17 protein-coding genes, 2 tRNA genes and 2 pseudogenes are annotated in these 18,663 nt (G+C 65.8%); 10 read left to right on the top strand and 11 right to left on the bottom strand.

Annotation, left to right across the window (positions count from 1 at the left end; genetic code table 11):
* The first annotated feature begins 70 nt into the window (after positions 1-70).
* Positions 71-298 (top strand): DUF3618 domain-containing protein, encoded by a 228-nt coding sequence (locus tag G6N35_RS10760; RefSeq protein WP_163804242.1) that lies wholly within the window; start codon positions 71-73, stop codon positions 296-298.
* Here the strand turns inward: G6N35_RS10760 and G6N35_RS10755 are convergent.
* The 4 genes and pseudogenes from G6N35_RS10755 to G6N35_RS10735 all read right to left on the bottom strand — a co-directional run bounded on the left by G6N35_RS10755 (position 295) and on the right by G6N35_RS10735 (position 3,614).
* Positions 295-1,360 (bottom strand): annotated as a pseudogene (locus G6N35_RS10755) (M42 family metallopeptidase). The gene G6N35_RS10760 and the pseudogene G6N35_RS10755 sit on opposite strands and share 4 nt — an antisense overlap.
* 35 nt (positions 1,361-1,395) lie before the next feature.
* Positions 1,396-1,563, bottom strand: a complete 168-nt coding sequence (locus G6N35_RS10750) for a hypothetical protein (RefSeq protein ID WP_163802234.1) — start codon at positions 1,561-1,563, stop codon at positions 1,396-1,398.
* Positions 1,564-1,732: 169 nt separating this feature from the next.
* Positions 1,733-3,189 (bottom strand): annotated as a pseudogene (arsB, locus tag G6N35_RS10740) (ACR3 family arsenite efflux transporter).
* Positions 3,183-3,614: an ArsI/CadI family heavy metal resistance metalloenzyme gene (locus tag G6N35_RS10735; protein ID WP_163804241.1), complete on the bottom strand. Its 432-nt coding sequence runs from the start codon at positions 3,612-3,614 to the stop codon at positions 3,183-3,185. Before G6N35_RS10735 ends, arsB begins: the two are co-directional and overlap by 7 nt.
* A 91-nt stretch (positions 3,615-3,705) precedes the next feature.
* Here G6N35_RS10735 and G6N35_RS10730 point away from each other — a divergent pair, with 91 nt between their 5' ends.
* Positions 3,706-4,065 carry an Rv2640c family ArsR-like transcriptional regulator gene (locus G6N35_RS10730; protein ID WP_163804240.1) on the top strand — a complete coding sequence of 120 codons (360 nt, stop codon included), beginning with the start codon at positions 3,706-3,708 and terminating at the stop codon, positions 4,063-4,065.
* A 10-nt stretch (positions 4,066-4,075) separates the two neighbouring features.
* Here G6N35_RS10730 and G6N35_RS10725 read toward each other — a convergent pair whose 3' ends face one another.
* Positions 4,076-5,176, bottom strand: a complete 1,101-nt coding sequence (locus G6N35_RS10725) for a ferritin-like domain-containing protein (RefSeq protein WP_163804239.1) — start codon at positions 5,174-5,176, stop codon at positions 4,076-4,078.
* Positions 5,177-5,642: 466 nt separating this feature from the next.
* Positions 5,643-5,715: transfer RNA gene (locus tag G6N35_RS10720), tRNA-Lys, on the bottom strand.
* A gap of 173 nt (positions 5,716-5,888) precedes the next feature.
* Here G6N35_RS10720 and G6N35_RS10715 point away from each other — a divergent pair.
* The 5 genes from G6N35_RS10715 (at position 5,889) to G6N35_RS10695 (ending at position 10,417) form a co-directional block, all read left to right on the top strand.
* Complete coding sequence (locus G6N35_RS10715; protein ID WP_163804238.1) at positions 5,889-7,106, top strand: L,D-transpeptidase; 1,218 nt, start codon at positions 5,889-5,891, stop codon at positions 7,104-7,106.
* Between the two features lie 77 nt (positions 7,107-7,183).
* Positions 7,184-7,501: a WXG100 family type VII secretion target gene (locus G6N35_RS10710; protein WP_163804237.1), complete on the top strand. Its 318-nt coding sequence runs from the start codon at positions 7,184-7,186 to the stop codon at positions 7,499-7,501.
* Positions 7,498-9,141 carry an Rv0964c family protein gene (locus G6N35_RS10705; RefSeq protein ID WP_163804236.1) on the top strand — a complete coding sequence of 548 codons (1,644 nt, stop codon included), beginning with the start codon at positions 7,498-7,500 and terminating at the stop codon, positions 9,139-9,141. The genes G6N35_RS10710 and G6N35_RS10705 overlap by 4 nt, the downstream gene beginning before the upstream one ends.
* Positions 9,128-9,559 (top strand): hypothetical protein, encoded by a 432-nt coding sequence (locus tag G6N35_RS10700; RefSeq protein WP_163804235.1) that lies wholly within the window; start codon positions 9,128-9,130, stop codon positions 9,557-9,559. Before G6N35_RS10705 ends, G6N35_RS10700 begins: the two co-directional genes overlap by 14 nt.
* 9 nt (positions 9,560-9,568) lie before the next feature.
* Positions 9,569-10,417, top strand: a complete 849-nt coding sequence (locus G6N35_RS10695) for a hypothetical protein (protein WP_163804234.1) — start codon at positions 9,569-9,571, stop codon at positions 10,415-10,417.
* Between the two features lie 80 nt (positions 10,418-10,497).
* Here G6N35_RS10695 and G6N35_RS10690 read toward each other — a convergent pair whose 3' ends face one another.
* The 3 genes from G6N35_RS10690 to orn all read right to left on the bottom strand — a co-directional run bounded on the left by G6N35_RS10690 (position 10,498) and on the right by orn (position 12,091).
* A complete protein-coding gene (locus G6N35_RS10690; protein ID WP_163804233.1) occupies positions 10,498-11,154 on the bottom strand; it encodes a class I SAM-dependent methyltransferase in 657 nt (218 codons plus the stop codon).
* 200 nt (positions 11,155-11,354) lie between these two features.
* A tRNA-His gene (locus G6N35_RS10685) sits at positions 11,355-11,427 on the bottom strand.
* 28 nt (positions 11,428-11,455) lie between these two features.
* Complete coding sequence (orn, locus tag G6N35_RS10680; RefSeq protein WP_163804232.1) at positions 11,456-12,091, bottom strand: oligoribonuclease; 636 nt, start codon at positions 12,089-12,091, stop codon at positions 11,456-11,458.
* A gap of 115 nt (positions 12,092-12,206) precedes the next feature.
* Here orn and G6N35_RS10675 point away from each other — a divergent pair, with 115 nt between their 5' ends.
* Positions 12,207-13,787, top strand: a complete 1,581-nt coding sequence (locus G6N35_RS10675) for a helicase HerA-like domain-containing protein (RefSeq protein ID WP_163804231.1) — start codon at positions 12,207-12,209, stop codon at positions 13,785-13,787.
* Between the two features lie 3 nt (positions 13,788-13,790).
* Here the strand turns inward: G6N35_RS10675 and cmrA are convergent, their stop codons facing one another.
* On the bottom strand, positions 13,791-14,597 hold the full coding sequence (gene cmrA / locus G6N35_RS10670; RefSeq protein WP_163804230.1) for a mycolate reductase: 807 nt from the start codon (positions 14,595-14,597) through the stop codon (positions 13,791-13,793).
* A 35-nt stretch (positions 14,598-14,632) separates the two neighbouring features.
* On the opposite strand from cmrA, the gene G6N35_RS10665 reads away from it, so the two are divergent.
* Positions 14,633-15,937, top strand: a complete 1,305-nt coding sequence (locus tag G6N35_RS10665) for an MFS transporter (RefSeq protein WP_163804229.1) — start codon at positions 14,633-14,635, stop codon at positions 15,935-15,937.
* On the opposite strand, the gene G6N35_RS10660 is transcribed toward G6N35_RS10665, so the two are convergent.
* Positions 15,934-16,689, bottom strand: a complete 756-nt coding sequence (locus G6N35_RS10660; protein WP_163804228.1) for an MmpS family transport accessory protein — start codon at positions 16,687-16,689, stop codon at positions 15,934-15,936. The genes G6N35_RS10665 and G6N35_RS10660 overlap by 4 nt on opposite strands.
* Positions 16,690-16,824: 135 nt before the next feature.
* Between G6N35_RS10660 and G6N35_RS10655 the strand changes: the two genes are divergently transcribed.
* Positions 16,825-18,657 carry an alpha/beta hydrolase family protein gene (locus G6N35_RS10655; RefSeq protein WP_163804227.1) on the top strand — a complete coding sequence of 611 codons (1,833 nt, stop codon included), beginning with the start codon at positions 16,825-16,827 and terminating at the stop codon, positions 18,655-18,657.
* Positions 18,658-18,663 lie beyond the last annotated feature (6 nt).

The raw sequence follows: 18,663 nt of genomic DNA, 5'->3' as shown, positions 1-18,663 counted from the left end.
TTGCCGGTGCGCCCGGTTCGCGGGGGCTGATCTAGGGTAGTTCGGCAGGGCAGCAGTTTGGAGGACGGAAGTGGCGGATCGGGATCCCGAGGCCATCAAGGCCGATATCGACGCGGCGCGTGACCGGCTGGCGTTGACAGTCGACTCGCTGGCTGAACGCGCCAATCCGCAGCGCCTGGCCGACGACGTCAAGGCTGCGCTGCTGCGCTTCGTCAAGAAGCCCGCAGTCACCGCCACCCTGGCGGGGGTCGGCATCGTCACCGTCGTCCTGGTGGTTCGCCGGGTCCGCAACGGCTAGCCGACCGGATCCAGCAGGAACTCCGTCAGCACCCGCGTCATCGCGGGGATTGCGTCGGCTTTGATCACCTCGTAACCGTGGGTGCTCAGCGTCGGCAGACACAACAGCCCGCCACGCGGGCTGTGGCCCGATGCCAGCGCGTGCGATGCGTCCGACTCGAAGGCGCCCAGTACAGCAGCTTGCGCGGACATGCCCAGATTGTCCGCGATGTCCATCAACCGGTCGGCGACGGACTTGTCGTAGGTGCCCTGCGCGTCGCTGTAGGCGATGATCGGCCCACTATCGACGGTGGTCGAGTACTCCACCTCGGTCGGGCCCACCTCCAGGGCCAGGGTCAGGGTGCCGGGCAGCGTGCGGCTGGCGTAGTTCCCTCCCACACCGCCGATCTCCTCTTTCACCGTGCAGACGAAGTACACGTCACCGCGCGGGCGCCGGTCGGTCTCGCCCAAGAGTTGCACCGCACCCAGCATGGCCGTCAACGGTGCGCGGTCGTCCATGAAGTAGCAGCCGATGTAGTCACCCACCTCGACCAGTGAGCGCTTGCTCCCGTCCACGCAGACGCGCGTCCCGGGCCGCACGCCGGCCTCGGTCAGCTGCTCGATGCTGCGACCGGTGAAGACGTACACATGCGTCCAGTCCAGGGCCTGATCGCCCTTGTCGGGCTTGGTCTCCCAGATCCGCCGGCTTTCCTCGGTGGTGTGCTCGGAGCCGAGCGTCAGCACGCCGGGCACCACCTGCCTGTTGCCCAGGATCACCACCGGCCCGAGACCGAAGTTGCCCGGGTACATGGTGCCCAGCGGGGTCAGGTGCAGAGTGCCATCGGGTTCGACGCGTTTTGACGAGCATGGAGAGTTCGTCCATGTGCACCATCACCCGGATCGGATCGGCGCCGGGCTGGGTGCCGCGAATCAGGGCGACCAGATTCCCGGCCTCGTCGACCCAGACGGTATCGGCGATCGGTTCCAGTTCACGCCGGCAGATATCGCGGACGGCGTCTTCCTGGCCGACCGGGCCGTAGGCCGCGAGCAGTTCTTCCAGGAGTACGCGGTTGAGTTCGCTCACCGCGGTGCTCTACCCGGTAAGCGGGGTGACGAACCTCAGCGCCGGCGCAGCCAGTCGCCCAGGGAGAGCCGGAAGCCCGGCGGATTGGCCTGCATGCCGATGCGGCTGCAGCTGTGCACTGCGACGGGCGCAGCAGCAGGCGAGGCGGCGTCGCGCTCAGGCTGGCGGGCGGGGCCGTCCGTCACCATGGGCAAATTCCTCACTGCGTCCTTGGGGGCTGGGTCCGGGTCGGGTGCCCGGAACGGGCCAGCTAATTAGGACTATAACAGGTTGGACTCCATCGGAGCAGCACAACAGCATGATCTCCAATATCCGGGTATCGGTCGGTTATCGAGATGGTGGCGAAAACTGCTGGTTGTCCGGTGCGGTTTGTCAGTCGACCAGCAACTCATCGACGAGCGCCTGCACACGTTCGGCGATGTCATCGCGAATGCGACGGACCACCTCGATCGGCTGACCGGCGGGGTCGTCGAGTTTCCAGTCCCGGTAGGAGACACCCGGGAAGTAGGGGCAGGTGTCACCGCACCCCATGGTGATGACGACGTCGCTGGTTTCGACGGCGTCGCCGGTGAGCACCTTCGGGACAGCCGCGGCGATGTCGATGCCGATCTCGGCCATCGCCGCCGCGGCGGCGGGGTTGATCTGGTCGGCGGGCTCGGTGCCGGCCGATCGCACCTCGATGCGGTCACCGGCCAGATGGGCCAGCAGGCCGGCGGCCATCTGGGATCGGCCGGCGTTGTGCACGCAGACGAACAGCACGCTGGGGGTCACCGGAATCGGCTCCGCAATGCGAGCGAGACGTAGACCAGGCCGACGAGGACCGGAACTTCGATCAGCGGGCCCACCACGCCGGCCAGTGCCTGGGGCGAGGTCGCGCCGAAGGTGGCGATGGCCACCGCGATCGCCAGTTCGAAGTTGTTGCCCGCCGAGGTGAACGCGAGTGTGGTGGTGCGGGAGTACCCGAGTTTCAGTGCGGCGCCGACGACGAACCCGCCGGTCCACATGATCGCGAAGTATGCCAGCAGTGGCAGCGCGATGCGCACGACGTCCAGCGGTCGCGCGGTGATCTGGTCACCTTGTAGCGCGAACAGGATCACGATGGTGAACAGCAGGCCGTATAGCGCCCACGGGCCGATCCGCGGCAGGAACGTGCTCTCGTACCATGTTCTGCCCCTTGCCTTTTCGCCGTAGCGTCGGGTCAGGTAGCCGGCGACCAGCGGGATGCCGAGGAAAATCAGCACGGACTTGGCGATCTGCCATGTGGACGCAGCGATGGCGGTCTGGTTCATGCCGAGCCAGCCCGGCAGCACCGACAGATAGAACCAGGCGAGTAGGGCGAACACCAGCACCTGGATCACTGAGTTGATCGCCACCAGCACCGCGGCCGCCTCCCGATCTCCACGGGCCAGGTCATTCCAGATGATGACCATCGCGATACACGGGGCCAAGCCGACGATGATGATGCCGGTGCGGTATTCCGGCAGGTCGGCCAAGAACACCCAGGCCAGGGTGAACATCAGCGCCGGGCCGATCACCCACACCAGGAACAGCGCGGCCAGCAGCAGTTTGCGGTCCCGGGCGACGGTGTCGAGCTTGTCGTAGCGCACCTTGGCCAGCACCGGATACATCATCACCAGAAGGCCGATCGCGATCGGCAGCGAGACGCCGTCGACCTGGACGGCGCTGATCGCGCTGCCCAGGCCGGGGATGAACCGCCCGAGCAGCAGGCCCAGGCCCATCGCCGCGCCGATCCACACCGGCAGCAACCGGTCCAGTGTCGACAGCCGTGCGGCGACATGTGCTTCGGTGGTCTCGCGGCTGGTCACGATGCGCAGCACCGGCCTTCGGTCTCGGCCTCCTGCTCGTCGGCGGAGCCGCCGAAGAAGGTCTCGGAGTGGGCCAGCACGGTGTAGACCTCCCAGCGTTCGCCGCCGGGGCCGGTGACCCACACCTTGTCCTGGGTGGCGAAGCAGCAGGTGGAGCCGATCTCTTCTTCGGTGAACAATCCCTCGTCGGCCAGCCGGGCGATCTCGGCGTGAACGGTGTCGCTGGACTCCACTTCGACCCCGAGGTGGTTCAGCGTGCCGCCCTGTCCCGGGTTCTCGAGCAGGACGAGCTTGAGCGGCGGCTCGGCGATCGCGAAGTTGGCGTAGCCGGGCTTGACCTTGGCGGGCTCAGCGTGGAACAGCTTGGAGTAGAACGTGATTGCGGCGTCGAGATCGTCGACATTGAGTGCCAGCTGTAGGCGCGACATGGGAACACCTCCGGGTTCTGCGATATATGTCGAACTACAGGGAGTCTGCCACCTTTTCGATATATGTCAATCCATGGGGCATAATGGCGTCATGCCCAAAGCTCTGCCGGTCATCGACACCACCGAACCGGTGTGCTGTGCTCCGGTCGCCGCCGGCCCGATGAGCGACGACGACGCCCTTCAGATCGCGCTGCGGCTGAAGGCGCTGGCCGATCCGGCTCGGGTCAAGATCGTGTCGTATCTGTTCAGTTCGACTGCGGGAGAGCAGAGTTCGGGTGAACTGGCAGCGGTGCTCAAACTGACCGAGTCCACGATGAGCCACCACCTGACCCAACTGCGCAAGGCGGGCTTGGTGCTCTCGGAGCGGCGCGGCATGAACGTCTTTCACCGGATTCGCCCGGAGGCGTTGCAGGCGCTGTGCGCTGCGCTGGATCCCAACTGCTGCAGCTAGGGCAGCGCAATTAGCCGGTGCCCGCGGCAATCGCCTCGTCGACTTCGTGGACGCGGGCCGCCATCTCGGCGTGCGCCTTGTCCAGCTGCTCGGCCTGGTCCTCGTCGGCCTTCATCAGGCCGTCGATGTCGAAGCCGGCCATATCGTGAACACCCATGTCGCGGAAGGCTTTTTGGACCTTGTCGCCCCACAGGCCGATGTCCTTGACGATCGGCACGATGCGACTGAACAGGTGTGAACGGAACTGGATCATCAGCGGCGAGTTGTCGACCCAGTCGGCGCATTGCTTGACGTCCATGCCGAGGGTCTCCCAGACCTCTTCGCCGCGGAACCTGTCGCGCATCAGGTAGCAGGCGTCGACCACGAACTCTTCGCGTTCGGCCCGCTCGGCATCGGTCAGTGCGGCGTAGTAGTCCTTGAGCGAGATGCGGCCGAAGGCGACGTGGCGTGCTTCGTCCTGCATCACGTAGGCCAGCAGCTGCTTGGCCAGCGAGTCCTGGGCGGCCATATCGCGCATCACTCCGAACGCGGCCAGCGCGAGCCCTTCGATGAGGACCTGCATGCCCAGATATGGCATGTCCCAGCGCGAATCGTGCAGGGTGTCCTCGAGCAGCGCGCTCAGGTGGGTGTTGATGGGGTAGGCCATCTCGACCTTGTCCTGCAGGAACCTGCTGAAGGCCTCGACGTGTCGGGCTTCATCCATGGTCTGGGTTGCCGCGTAGAACTTGGCGTCGAGGTCGGGGACGACTTCGACGATCTTGGCCGCACAGACCATGGCGCCCTGCTCGCCATGCAGGAACTGGGAGATCTGCCAGGCCTGGAAGTGCCGTCGCATCTCGGCTTGGCGTGCCGCGTCGGCCGCCTCCCACATCGGGCTGCCGAACAGCGGATGGAACTCGGTGGGCAGGGCGACCGGGTTGTCGGGGTGGACGTCCTGGGACCAGTCGATGCGGGACTGGGCGTCCCACTGCTTGTCCTTGCCCTTTTGGTAGAGCGACAGCAGGCGGGCGCGGCCCTCGTCATACTCCCAGGTGAACCTGGCGTCGCCGGTACTGGGAACCTCCCATGAATAGGGATCGGGGACCCCGGTATAGATGTCTTTCGTGGTCATGGGCGGCCCCCTTTGGCTGCGGCATCGTCAGGTGACGAACATCACAATCGTGGCAGCGGCCGCCGGTGGGGTCAATGTCTGGTGCCGGGACAGGGGTCGAGTTCGACGTCGTTGCTGCAGTCGGTCGGCGAGTTCGGGGTCGTGCCCTTCGCGAGCAGGAGTTCCGACTGGACCAGGATCTCCGTCCAGCCTGTGGCAACCCCTGGCAGCACCATCAGGTGTAAACCTCCGGGCCTTATTCCTGTCGGCTGATTCGTGGCCGTGGCGACTGTTGATCGCGCCAAGCTCCGCAGTGGGTCAGCACCCCTCGGACTGACCCCCATATTCGTACCATAGGTCTGTATTGTCCGGCTGGTGTGGACGCCAAGAGGGCAGACGCCAGCTCTTGGCGATGCGTATTGCGGATCCTTCGGGCGCGGCGAGCCATCAAAAAAGACCCCGCCGCTGGCGGGGTCTTTCGGTGTTGTGCGCCGTCAGGGTTTCGAACCCCGGACCCGCTGATTAAGAGTCAGCTGCTCTACCAACTGAGCTAACGGCGCGTGAACTGCGACGCCGACTCTAACAGGCGAGCAGCCGTAGAGAGAAATCCGCTCGATGACGGGCCCATGAGCTCCGCATTGGTGCTGACCTGCATCCTCGCCGCGCGGCTCCGGCTGCCCCTAGACTCAATGGCATCGTTCCCAGCAGATTCACAGCCAGCGAGGTACCCCGTATGTGGCAGGTCGGCTTGGCACACCGTCCGCGGCGTCGCATACGGCTGGCGGCGCTGGCCTTAATCCCGGCTCTGCTGTTCGTCCTGAGTGCCTGTGGCAGCGATCCGTCGCCGGTCCCCGTGAAGGTGATCGCCGACAAGGGCACGCCGTACGGGGATCTGCTCATCCCGGAGCTGACGGCGTCGGTCAAGGACGGCGCGGTCGACGTGGCGGTGGACAAGCCGGTGACCATCACGGCCACCGGCGGCGTGCTGGGCTCGGTGACGATGGTCAACGCCGCGGGCACGGCGGTCGCCGGGCAGCTCAGCTCCGACGGCGTGACGTGGAAGACCACCGAGCCGCTGGGCTACAACAAGAGCTATACGTTGAGCGCCCGGTCGTTGGGGCTTGGCGGCGTGACCACCGAGAAGCTCACCTTCGAGACCCAGTCACCGGAAAACCTGACCATGCCCTACCTGTTGCCCGGTGACGGTGAGGTGGTCGGGGTGGGCCAGCCGATCGCGGTGCGGTTCGACGAGAACATCCCCGACCGCGCTGCCGCCGAACGGGCCATCAAGGTGACCACCGATCCGTCGGTCGAGGGTGCGTTCTACTGGCTCAACAACCGCGAAGTGCGTTGGCGGCCAAAGAATTACTGGAAGCCGGGCACCAAGATCGATGTCGCGGTCAACACCTACGGCGTGGACCTGGGCGATGGGCTGTTCGGGCAAGAGAACCTGACCACACACTTCACCATCGGCGACGAGGTGATCGCGACCGCCGACGACAACACCAAGACGCTGACCATCCGCCAGAACGGTGAGGTCATCAAGACCATGCCGATCTCGATGGGCAAGAACAGCACGCCCACCAACAATGGCGTTTACATCATCGGCGACCGGTTGTCCCACATGATCATGGACTCGTCGACGTATGGCGTTCCGTCCAACTCGCCCAACGGCTATCGCACCGAGGTCGACTGGGCCACCCAGATGTCCTACAGCGGCATCTACGTCCACTCCGCGCCGTGGTCGGTGGGCAGTCAGGGCTATTCCAACGTCAGTCACGGCTGCCTCAACGTCAGTCCGAGCAATGCGCAGTGGTTCTACACCAACACCAAGCGCGGTGACATCGTCGAGGTGCGCAACACCGTCGGCTCGCTGCTGCCGGGCACCGACGGCCTCGGGGACTGGAACATCCCCTGGGAGACATGGAAGGCCGGCAACGCCAACGCGTGACTTGCGCGGGAGCGGCCCCAAAACTAGGTTTGCTAGCAACGGTAAAACTGCTGTTGAAGCACATAAAGGGGCTTACTGTGACGGAGTCACTTCGCGTCGATCCGGAGACTCTTGTTGCTTCGGGTGCCGAGGTTGACCAGCATTCGCAGAACATCTTTGCCACCCACAGCTGCGCCGATGAGCGGGTTGATGCGTCGCTGTTCAGCTGGGCGGGACAGTCCCAGGCCGCGATGACCGCCATGGCCGCCAAGTGGGCCTCCCTGACACAGGCGCTCTCCGTGCGTCTCTATGACCATGGCGAGAGTTTGCGAACCGCTGGTGTGACGTTCGCCGACATGGATTCCCGCGACAGGGCCACGCTGGATTCCGTGTATCGGCCGCAGTCCTCACCATGACGCTGAGCGTCGCCGATATCGAACGGTGGGATCCCGAAGCCGTTCGAGAAGTCTTCCACGCCGCAACGGCGCGGGCGACGTCGGCTAGTGAAGCCTCCTCCGCGCTCGCCAATCTGCCGGCGTTCGCCAGCTGGGGAGGTGTCGCCGCCGATGCGGCGCGGGATGCGATCGGCCGAACGCGGGTCGACCTCGATGCCCACGCTGGCGAAGCCGGCGCCGTCGCGCAAGCTGCCGAGCGAGCGGCCCAGGATATCGGCAAGGTCAAAGCCGATCTGCGGCGCCTGACCGACGATGCGCACGCCGCTCGGCTCGACATCGATCCGGCCACCGATCGGGTGGTGGCCGGGCCCGGATATCGGGGAACGGCAGCTACCCTGGCCAACGACATTGCACCCCTGCAGGCAAGGCTTTGTGCCATCGTGGCCGAGGCCAATGGGGTTGATGCCGAGCTTGCCGTGGCGATCCACAGGGCCGACGGTGCGATGGCGGTCTCGGCCGCTGGCAGTCCAGACGCCGGGGCTACTCCGACGCTGCAGGACATGCTCACCGGGAAGGGGCGACCGGGGTTGGATCAACCGGGTGAACCAGTCGCGGGTTCGACCCAGCATGCGTTGACTCCGCAGGAGATCGATCAGTTCAAGAACGTCGCTCGTCAGGCCATGCTGTACGACGGTGTGCCGGCGGACCAGATCGAGCAGCGACTCAATGAGATGGTCGCGCGTGCCCGGCTGCCTCTGCCTGCCTACACGCCGCCCAAGCCGCAAGCGGTACCTCCGCCGGGGTTCGGGGAGGGTTTCGCCGATCGCTGGTTCAGCACCGAAGAGGGCATCAAAAACCTTGTCGGACAGGGAGGCCCCGGTGCTCCCGGTGTTCTGGAATCGTGGGAAGGTCTACTCAAGGGAACTGTTCAGCAGGTGACCAACCCGGCCGGTATGGTCGCCGACGAGGTCAAGAATGCGATCGAATCACCCAGTGCTGCATATTATCTCGGCGGGAAGTCCGCGGACGCAGCCTTCGCGGCACCGGGGTTGATCTTCGGCGGTGAAGGCGCCGCAGTCTCACGTGCACTCGGGGACATCGGGCCCGGTGTTCTGGAACGAGGGCCGGTGGTGTCCCCCCACGCGCCCATCGGTTTGGATGTCCCGGGCTCCTACCCCTCATGGGCGCACGAGGCCGCAGCCGATCTCAATCACGCCTTCACCCAGTCCGGCCCAACGACCGAGCTGGCCAATCAGCTGGCCGACTTGTCGACTCACTACGTGGGGGAGGCGCCTGACCGGGTTGTGCTTGGCAGGTTCGCAGGCCAGGACGGCGGATACATCGGCGACGCGCGCGGAGGCGGCGGAATCTACTTCGACACCGGGAATCCCGTGTGGGACGCGATCACTCACGGCTTGAGCAAGCCCGATGCCGATGCTGTTGCGTGGCAAGTGAATGAGCAGTTCTTGCGGAACCAGATGGAGAGTGGAGTCGGTCGCATCGACTACCTTCTCGACCACAGTGAATACTCTTCGCTGGAGGACATGGCACAGGCGCGCCTAGGGTCATTCTCCTCCATGGAGGTCGATTTCCTCAATGAGAGTGCGGCCGCGTACGGATATCGGCGCGTGGGTGACTCCTGGGTCTATGAAGGTGGATGAAATTATGTCCGACTTTGCGACAGATGTGAAAAGCGTCATTGGCCCCGCTGTCGCGGCTCGCGGCTTTGCGCTCGACGAGATTGATGACAGCCCCGACGAGGGCGGTCGGCGCAGGTGCATCGTCTACTACCGCTCCGCGGACTGCAAGATCCAGGTTTACGAGTCATGGCGGGAAGGCGAAGTAAATGCGATGATCGCGCCAGTAAGCGCGCCGAATGATTTCGGTCTGAATTCGAATCAGTGGCATTTCCTGGACCGATTCACCGAACGTGCGAGTCCGCCAAATGCCGAGTCGCTCAGATTGGCGATCTCGGAGTACCGGTCATACCCTAACCCCCTCGAATGGGTGAGGGATCGCATCATCAAGTACTACGACGATGCCCACCGGGGCATTCTCGCCAAGTACGGCAAGGACTAATCAAGTCCGTTGACATCTGAATTCTCTAGAGATGTTCTGGCGATCATCAGTCCACTGTTGGCGGAGCTGGGCTTCACTCTCGATGAGATTGACGACACTCCGGATGAGGGTGGTAGGCCGCAGTACGTTGTCTACTACCGGTCGGCCGACTGCAAGATTCAGATTTACAACTCTTGGCGAGAGGGTGAAATCAACTGCATGATTGCCCCAGCTGATGCCGTCAATAGGTTCGGTCTGCGGGCAAAAAAGTGGCACTTCTTGGGGAGGTTCTCCGAACAGCCCAATCTGTCGCTGGAACAGTTGTCCGACCTGGCTCAGGCAGAACTCGACGCGTACCCGAATCGCCTTGAATGGGTGAGGGATCGCATCGTCAGGTACTACGACGATGCCCATCGGGGCATTCTCGCGAAGTACGGCGGGGACCAGTCCAGACCGATGGCTTCTGAATTCTCCAGAGATGTTCTTGCGATCATAGGTCCACTGTTGGCGGAGCTGGGCTTCACTCTCGATGAGATCGACGATAGTCCCGATGAAGGCGGACGGACTCAGCATGTCGTCTACTACCGGTCGGCCGACTGCAAGATTCAGATTTACAACTCTTGGCGAGAGGGTGAAATCAACTGCATGATCGCGCCTTTGACCGCGCCAAACGGATTTGGCCTGCGGACCAAGACGTGGCACGTCCTAACGAAGTTTATCGATGTACCGGACCTTCCTCTCCCTGAACTGGCCGCGATAGCGCGAGCGGAGTACGACGCCTATGAAAATCCTCTGGAATGGGTTCGGGATCGAATCGCTCGGTATTACGAAGCCGCGCACAAAGGTATCTTGCGCATGTACGACGGAGCCTCATCGTGAGGGTCTGGACAGCCAGCGCATTGCTGCTAGATGCGCCCTACCCGGCGCGCCTTCGCGCGCCAAGTTGAACAAGGCCGCGGTCAGCGAAGGTAGTGGCCCAGTGCCCAGCTTCGCTTACCCGGCGCCTCCATCACCTCGACACGTTTCCCGTCCTTGAACATCTCGTCCTGGCGGACCACCCCGGCCGCGATCGCCTCGGTCCAGGCGCGGTACGGACCTTCGCCCCAGCTGAGCCACGGTGTCAGGTCGTCCATGACCACAGCCGTCTTCTCACCGCAGAACAACCGCATGTTGGCGATGTCGGCCTGAGCGACCTCGTAGGCGTGGCCGCCGTCGATGAAGACGAGGTCGAACTGGAGGTCGGGATTCTTGCTGTGGTGGGCGGGGACTGTCTTGGTGGAGTCTCCGTTGATCAACGTGTGTCGACCCGGGAACTTCTTGTCGATCAATGCCTTCGCCGTGCGGCTGTAGGCGTGCTCACCCAGATCGAAAGACACAACCTTGATGTCCGGGTGTGCGCTGAGGAAGGCGAAGCTGGAAAAGCCGGCATTGAATCCGATCTCTCCGATCAAACGGGCATCGGTGCGCTGGGCGAGGTTGGCCAAGTACAGCAGTTCCTCGATGGAGGTTGAACCCTCGGTCGGAGGACGACCCCGCAACAACAAGAAGCGAAGGATCTCCCGCCGCATCTTGATGATGTCCGCTTTGGTGAGCAGCGTTGTCGTTCCACTTGTCATGTGAGACCCCCTAGACCGAATTCAGCGTCGCTGCGCTCGGCGGCCGCGACGGCTGCCACCCAGTTCGGTCCCCGAGAGCCTGCGAAATTTACGATACCGCTGCTTGCTGCGCGGGCGAGGAATTTACTTCTGCGGCCTTGGCGCGGCCGCCGAGCCAAACAAAAAAGTCAGGCCCCCTCGAAAGGGGGCCTGACCTGCAGGGTGGCTGACGGGACTCGAACCCGCGACAGCCAGGATCACAACCTGGTGCTCTACCAACTGAACTACAGCCACCATTGCCGGAAAACCGGCGTCGTCGATACTAGCTGCTTTCGCCCTCGACAACCGAATCGGTATCGCCGACGGCGTCGATCGACGCCGCCGCGGCGGCGATCTCGCTGGTAGACGGCCCAGGCTGTGGCACGAACGCCGTCTGCCGGTAGTACTTGAGCTCGCGAATCGACTCCCGGATGTCGGCCAGCGCCCGGTGCGCGAGCCCCTTTTCGGGCTGTCCGTAGTAGATCTTGGGGTACCAGCGGCGGCACAGCTCCTTGATGGAGCTGACGTCGATCATCCGGTAGTGCAGGTACTGGTCCAGCTTCGGCATGTCCCGCGCGATGAAGCCGCGATCGGTGGCAATCGAGTTGCCGGCCAGCGGCGCGGTCTTGGCCGCCTTCACGTGGGTGCGGATGTAGTCGAGAACCAGCTGCTCGGCGGCCGGCACGTCGATCGTCGACGCCCGAACTTCCTCGGTCAGCCCGGACCGGTGGTGCATCTTGGCGACGACCTCCACCATGCCGTCCAGCGCGTCGTCGTCGGCGTGGATCACGACGTCGACGCCCTCACCGAGAACGTTGAGTTCGGCATCGGTCACCAGGGCCGCGATCTCGATGAGACGGTCGGTTCGCAGGTCCAGGCCCGTCATCTCGCAGTCAATCCACACCAATTCTTCACGCACAGCGCTCCACAGTAAGCCCAACCGGCTTGTCGATGCCTGTTCCACCCGTCGGTAGCTGGCATTGGCAAGTAGTGTCGTAGCGGCCATCACGCGAGCAAGACGGAGGATCGGGCCCATGACGAGCGAATCGACAGCGACTCCTGCCCAGCAGATCGCCGCCGGCTACGCCACCACCGGGCAAGCCCTCAACCTCGGCTCCGTCGTCGTCGACGGAACCGTCGATCCTGCCGCCCAGGTCCGCATCCCGCTGGCGATGATGAACCGGCACGGTCTGGTCGCCGGAGCTACCGGCACCGGTAAGACCAAGACGCTGCAGGTGATCGCCGAACAGCTGTCCGCCGCCGGCGTGCCGGTGGTCATGGCCGACATCAAGGGCGATCTCTCGGGTCTGTCCCGGCCCGGTGAAGCCAGCGAGCGCACCCTGCAGCGCGCCAAGGAGACCGGCGACGACAACTGGGCCGGCGCGCCGTTCCCGGTCGAATTCCTGTCGCTGGGCACCGGCGGCGTCGGTGTTCCGGTGCGGGCGACGATCTCCGCCTTCGGCCCGATCCTGTTGTCAAAGGTGTTGGGGCTCAACGCAACTCAGGAGTCGACGCTCGGCCTGATCTTTCACTGGGCCGATCAGCAGGGCCTGCCGCTGCTGGACCTGAAGGACCTGCGCTCGGTGATCACCTACCTCACCAGCGATGAGGGCAAGGAACAGCTCAAGACCATCGGCGGGGTGTCCTCGCAGACCGCGGGCGTCATCCTGCGCGCCCTGGTCAACCTGCAGGCCGACGGCGGCGACACCTTCTTCGGTGAGCCTGCCATCGACCCGGCCGACCTGCTGCGCGTCGACTCCCAGGGCCGCGGCGTCATCACGCTCTTCGAACTCGGCGACCAGGCCGCCCGGCCTGTGATGTTCTCCACCTTCCTGATGTGGGTGCTGGCCGACCTGTTCACCTACCTGCCCGAGGTCGGTGACGTCGACAAGCCCAAGTTGGTGTTCTTCTTCGACGAGGCCCACCTGCTGTTCAACGACGCCTCCAAGGCGTTCCTGTCGCAGGTCGAGCAGACCGTGAAGCTCATCCGCTCCAAGGGCGTCGGCGTGTTCTTCTGCACACAGCTGCCCACCGACGTCCCCAACAACGTGCTGTCCCAATTGGGTGCCCGCATCCAGCACGCGCTGCGCGCCTTCACCCCGGACGATCAGGCTGCGCTGACCAAGACCGTCCGCACCTACCCGAAGACCCAGTTCTATGACCTGGGCACCGACCTGACCGCACTGGGTATCGGCGAGGCGATCGTCACCGTGCTCTCCGAGCGCGGCGCCCCGACGCCGGTGGCGTGGACTCGGCTGCGGCCGCCGCAGTCACTGATGGCCAGCATCGGCCCCGACTACATCAAGGCTGTCGCTCAAGCCAGCCCGCTGTTCCTCAAGTACGGCCAGACCATCGACCGCGAGTCGGCCTACGAGATGCTCGCAGCCAAGCTGGCCCCGCCACCGGAGGAAGCCGGCGGTGCGGACCTGCCGCCGATCCTGCCCACGGGAATCGACCTGCCGCCCATGCCCGAGCCGGTGCAGAAGGCTGAGCCCGGTGTGCTCGATCAGGTGATGAACAGCCCCGCTTTCAAGAGCGCGATGCGCTCGGCGGGCACCGTGATCGGCCGCGAGATCACCCGCAGCATTTTCGGCACGGGCCGCCGGAGGCGCTAGGCCCTAATCGCCGCCGAGCTTCTTGTAGACCGCGCCGACGATCGGCGTGACGATCGCCCGCGGTGCATACCCGGAGGCCACCGACATCGCCTTCGACGTCACACCCGGGACAACCCGCATCTTGTTGTGCTCCAAGCCATCCAGCGACAGCCGCGCGGTGTACTCGGTGTTGATCCAGAGGAAGTCCGGGATCAACCGCTCCACCAGCGACTGCTCTGAGGGGTCGGGCAGTTCGGTGCGCACCGGACCCGGCGCCAGCAGCGTCACGTGCACACCGGCGCTCTTGACCTCACCGCGCAGCGACTCGCTGAACGTGTTGGCGAACGCCTTGGTGGCCGCATAGGTCGCGTTGTTGGGAATGGGGGAGTTGCCCGCCGCGGACCCGGAGATCAGGATGCCGCCGGCCTTGCGCGCCAGCATCCCGGGCAGCACGGCGAGCACCAGGTCATGCACGCCGAGCACGTTGAGCTGAACCTGGGCCTTCTCGCCCTCGGGGTCGAGGCTGGCAACCGGCCCGAATGTCGCCGTGCCCGCATTGGCGCACAGGATCGAGATCTCGCGGGCGGCGAGCTCGTCGGCCAGCGCACCGCGCGCCGCCGGGTCGGCCAGATCCGCGGCCCGGACTTCGACGGTGACGCCGTACCGGTCGGTCAGCCGGGCGGCCAGCTCACTGAGCACCTCGCCGCGACGGGCGGTGACGATCAGGCTGTAGCCGCGAGCGGCGAGTTCGGTGGCCAGTGCCTCACCGATGCCCTGCGAGGCTCCGGTGACGACGGCACGACTGTCTGGTGAGGGCGCGGGGACTGGCATGCGGCCATCGTAGGGCGCTCGCTACGCTGGCCCGAATGAGCAGCCCCGGGCCGGGTGCACCGGCCGCCGGGCGGTCCAAGATCCTGGCGTGGGCGCTGTGGGACTTCGGCGCCGTCGGCCTGATCGCCATCGTCGCGACGTTCGTCTACCCCGTCTATCTGACCAGCACCGTCGGCGCCAACCTGGGCGGCGGAACCTCCGCTGCCAGTTGGCTGGGCCGCACGCTGACCGTCGCGGGCGTCACCGTCGCGTTGCTGGCACCGCTGACCGGTGTGCTGGTGCAGGCGCCCCAGCGGCGCCGGGCCGCGCTGGCCCTGCTCACTGTTCTCGCGGCGCTCGCCACCAGCGCGATGAGCCTGATCCGGGCGGAGCCGGCCTACTTCGCCGCCGGCCTGGTGCTGCTGGCGTGCACCACGGCCTGCACCGACATCGCCAGCGTCCCGTACAACTCGCTGCTCAAACAGCTGACCACGCCACAGAACGCCGGCCGCATCTCCGGCCTGGGCGCCGGGGCCGCTTTCCTCGGCAGCGTCGTCTTCCTGATCATCGTCTACGTCGGCTTCATCGGCGGCACGGGTCCGACCCGCGGCCTGGTCGGCGTGCCCGCCGCGGATGGCCAGAACGTCCGTGCCGCGATGCTGGTGACCGCAGTGTGTTTCGCGATCATGGCCCTGCCATTGCTGCGCACCGCTCACACGCTCACCCCGGTCGGCGTCCCCGACCCGGCGCCGACCAGCGTGCTCGGCGGCTACCGCCAGCTGTGGCGGGACCTGAAGTCGGAGTGGAACAGAGACCACAACCTGGTCTACTACCTCCTCGTCAGCGCGGTCTTCCGCGACGGGCTCGCCGGTATCTTCGCGTTCGGCGCGGTGCTGGGTGTCAGTGTCTACGGCGTCTCGCAGTCCGACGTGCTGATCTTCGGTGTGGTGGCCTCGACGGTCGCCGCGACCGGCGCGGTGATCGGCGGCCTGCTCGACGACCGGATCGGCGGCAAGCGGGTGATCGTCGGCGGACTGACCGCGTTGATCATCGTCGCGCTCGCTCTACTCAGCCTGTCCGGTCCGATCGCGTTCTGGGCGTGCGGCCTGCTGCTGTGTCTGTTCATCGGGCCCGTGCAGTCGGCGGCGCGCACCTTGCTGCTGCGGATGGCCGGCCCGGGCAAGGACGCGGTCGCCTTCGGTCTGTTCACCATGGCCGGGCGCGCGGCGGCCTTCCTGGCGCCGTGGCTGTTCTTCGTCTTCGTCGACGCCTTCGGCGCCGACCGCGCGGGTCTTGGCGGCATCTGCGTGGTGCTGGTTGCCGGCCTGCTCGGGATGCTGGTGGTGCGGGTTCCCCGTTAGACGGCGCCGGTGCAGATCGTCAGGCCGCGGCCGGAGCGCTGCCGCACCTGCACCCCGTTGACGGTCACGCTGCACGTCACGTCGCGGCCGACGTTGACCACCGCCACACTGGCCGAACTGCGGGCCGGCGAGGTCAGGCTGACCTCCTTGCTCCACGGCAGCTGCACGTTGAACTCGGTCTGCATGATGCCGCCGGTGTCGACGTAGGTGATGTTGATGGCGCGACCTTCACCGTCGACGGTGTAGACGACGGTGTCGGTGCCCGTCGGGCTGGTGGTCTCGCCCGGCAGCGGTGCCGTGGGCGCCGCACTCGGTGTCGGCAGGGTGGACTGCGACGTCGTCGGCAGCGGGAACCGGGTGGTGGAGGGCGCGCTGGGGGCCGTGCTGGTTCCGGTCACCGGCGGGATCGGCACGGCGACGGTGGACTCGCGTGAGGAGCTGGTGACGATCACCAGGGCGATCACCAAACCAACCACCAGCAGCACCGCGACGCCGGCCAGGATCCACAGCCAGCGCGGCGACTTCGGCGGCTCCGGGGGAGGCGGCGGGTCGGCGGGCGGATAGCCGGCGCCCGGCTGCCAGTAGGTGGGCAGTTGCTCGGTGGGCTGCGTCGCCGGAGGCACGTACCCCGAGCCGTAGCCGTAATACTGACCCGCATAGGCGGGATCGGGGTTGGGCGGGTACCCGTTGCCGATCTGCTGGGTCGGGTCGGACCACTGCGCTCGGCGCGGATCGTTGCGCGGATCGGTCATCGCCACCTCATGCTTGCAGGCTACCGACTGCCGGCAGCCCATCGTTTCCCCGGAAAGCCCAGCACCGTGTTTACCACCGGCACGCTGTGTGGAACGAAGTACCGGGTAACTGCGTGGTCAACGAAGTGAGGTGACGTGGAACGCGACGTTCGAGCGACGTACGGGGCATCGTTGTCACCGGACGCCACCGCTTTCGCGCATCTGGTGGACGACGGCGGCTACCCGCGCGCGGTCCAGCGGTTCCTGCGCGGTCGGCACGCCAGCGCCTCGCGTGACGTGGACCTGCCGGTCGCCGGTCCGGTGACCAAGGTGATGCATTCGGCCGACGGCCACTGGCTGGCGTGTGAGGTGGCTCCCGAGGGCGGCACTCGCACCCAGATCTGGGTGGTCACCACCGACCCCGACGACCGGATGGCGCGGCGCATCGACCGGATGGACACCGGTACCGCCGAGCTGATCGCCTGGGACGGGTCCCGGGTGTGCGCCATCCTCACCGGTGACGATGGTGTCGGCCAGTCCACTCTGATCGACCCAGCCGATGGTGCGGTCACCGTTCTGGATCGTCGATCCGGCGGCCGGCTGATCGACGCGTGGGCGGGCTCGGCGCTCATCCGGGTTGGTCCGCGTGGCTACCGCGAGCTGATCATGCTGCACGGAACTACCGAAATCGCCTTGCTCCCTTCGGATCCCGGATCCAGCACCGAGCTCGGTGTGATCCTCGACGACCATGCTCCGCGACGGCTGCGGTCGGGTCCTGACGGAGAGCTCACCGCGCTCTACCAACCCGGTGAGTATGTCCGGGCACTGATCCGCAGCGACAACGGTGCCGGGTATGCCCGCCTGCTCGAGGTTACGGTCAGTCCCGACGGGGTGGCCTACCACGTCGTCGCAGAACGCGACGGCCACGATTTGGACGAGTTCGCCGTGAGCGACGATCTGTCGACCGTCGCGCTGCTGTGGAACATCAACGGCTGCAGCGAATTACAGATCCTCGAATATGCCGACTACACTTTGAGCCGGCCGATCCCGCTGCCCAACATGGTGGCCGGAGAACTGTCCATCAGCGCGGGTGGCTCGCTGGTGGCGATGACCGTCGAAGGCCCCGACATGCCGCGCACCGTCGAGGTCGTCGACCCCCGAACTCGCACGTGGGAGCTCATCGACCGCGCGCCAAGCACGGGTCCGGTGTCGGCCGCCCCGGCCCTGCACACGCTGACCGCGCGCGACGGTAGGCAGCTCACAGGCTGGCTGTACCGGCCGCCACCGCACGTCGGGCAGATCGGGGCGCTGATCTATCTGCACGGCGGTCCGGAAGGTCAGGCGCGGCCCGGCTACAGCCAGATCTTCCCCGCACTGCTCGAGGAGGGGGTGGCTGTCTTCGCCCCCAACGTGCGCGGTTCCGGGGGGTTCGGCCGGGAGTTCTCCCACGCCGACGACCGGGAGAAGCGGTTCGCCGCCATCGACGACGTCGCCGACTGCGCGGCCTACCTTGCCGCCGGCGGCCTGGCCGAGGCGGATCGAATCGCCTGTGCCGGTTGGTCCTACGGCGGTTACCTGACCATGGCGGCCCTGGCGTTCCACCCCGACCTGTTCGTCGCCGGCGTCAGCATCTGCGGCATGAGCGATCTGGGCACCTTCTACCGCAACACCGAAGCATGGATCGCGGCCGCGTCCTACGCCAAGTACGGCCATCCGGTGGCCGACCGTGAACTGCTGGAAGCGCTTTCCCCTCTGCGCCGGGTCCAGTCACTGACTGCGCCGTTGCTGGTGGTGCACGGCGCCCGCGACACCAACGTGCCGGTCAGTGAATCCGAACAGATCGTGGCGGCGCTGCGCGCTCTGGGCCGCACAGTGCGATATCTGCTCTTCGCCGACGACGGCCACGAGATCACCCGCAGGGAGAACCACACGGTGCTGGCCGGCGCGGTGGCCGACTGGCTGAAGAGGGCTTTCAATGCCGATGTTTAAAGAACT

Source organism: Mycolicibacterium anyangense, assembly GCF_010731855.1.
In the GTDB taxonomy this organism is placed as follows: Bacteria; Actinomycetota; Actinomycetes; order Mycobacteriales; family Mycobacteriaceae; genus Mycobacterium; species Mycobacterium anyangense.
The sequence above is the reverse complement of the archived record's forward strand: the minus strand, read 5'-3'. Positions and strand labels throughout refer to the sequence as shown.

What these genes read in the sequence shown, in the direction of transcription:
- G6N35_RS10730 (WP_163804240.1), top strand. Translation starts at nt 3,706, where the DNA reads ATGCCCAAAGCTCTGCCGGTCATCGACACCACCGAACCGGTGTGCTGT.
- G6N35_RS10725 (WP_163804239.1), bottom strand. Translation starts at nt 5,176, where the DNA reads ATGACCACGAAAGACATCTATACCGGGGTCCCCGATCCCTATTCATGG.
- G6N35_RS10675 (WP_163804231.1), top strand. Translation starts at nt 12,207, where the DNA reads ATGACGAGCGAATCGACAGCGACTCCTGCCCAGCAGATCGCCGCCGGC.
- G6N35_RS10660 (WP_163804228.1), bottom strand. Translation starts at nt 16,689, where the DNA reads ATGACCGATCCGCGCAACGATCCGCGCCGAGCGCAGTGGTCCGACCCG.
- G6N35_RS10735 (WP_163804241.1), bottom strand. Translation starts at nt 3,614, where the DNA reads ATGTCGCGCCTACAGCTGGCACTCAATGTCGACGATCTCGACGCCGCA.
- G6N35_RS10705 (WP_163804236.1), top strand. Translation starts at nt 7,498, where the DNA reads ATGACGCTGAGCGTCGCCGATATCGAACGGTGGGATCCCGAAGCCGTT.
- G6N35_RS10665 (WP_163804229.1), top strand. Translation starts at nt 14,633, where the DNA reads ATGAGCAGCCCCGGGCCGGGTGCACCGGCCGCCGGGCGGTCCAAGATC.
- cmrA (WP_163804230.1), bottom strand. Translation starts at nt 14,597, where the DNA reads ATGCCAGTCCCCGCGCCCTCACCAGACAGTCGTGCCGTCGTCACCGGA.
- G6N35_RS10715 (WP_163804238.1), top strand. Translation starts at nt 5,889, where the DNA reads ATGTGGCAGGTCGGCTTGGCACACCGTCCGCGGCGTCGCATACGGCTG.
- G6N35_RS10700 (WP_163804235.1), top strand. Translation starts at nt 9,128, where the DNA reads ATGAAGGTGGATGAAATTATGTCCGACTTTGCGACAGATGTGAAAAGC.
- G6N35_RS10690 (WP_163804233.1), bottom strand. Translation starts at nt 11,154, where the DNA reads ATGACAAGTGGAACGACAACGCTGCTCACCAAAGCGGACATCATCAAG.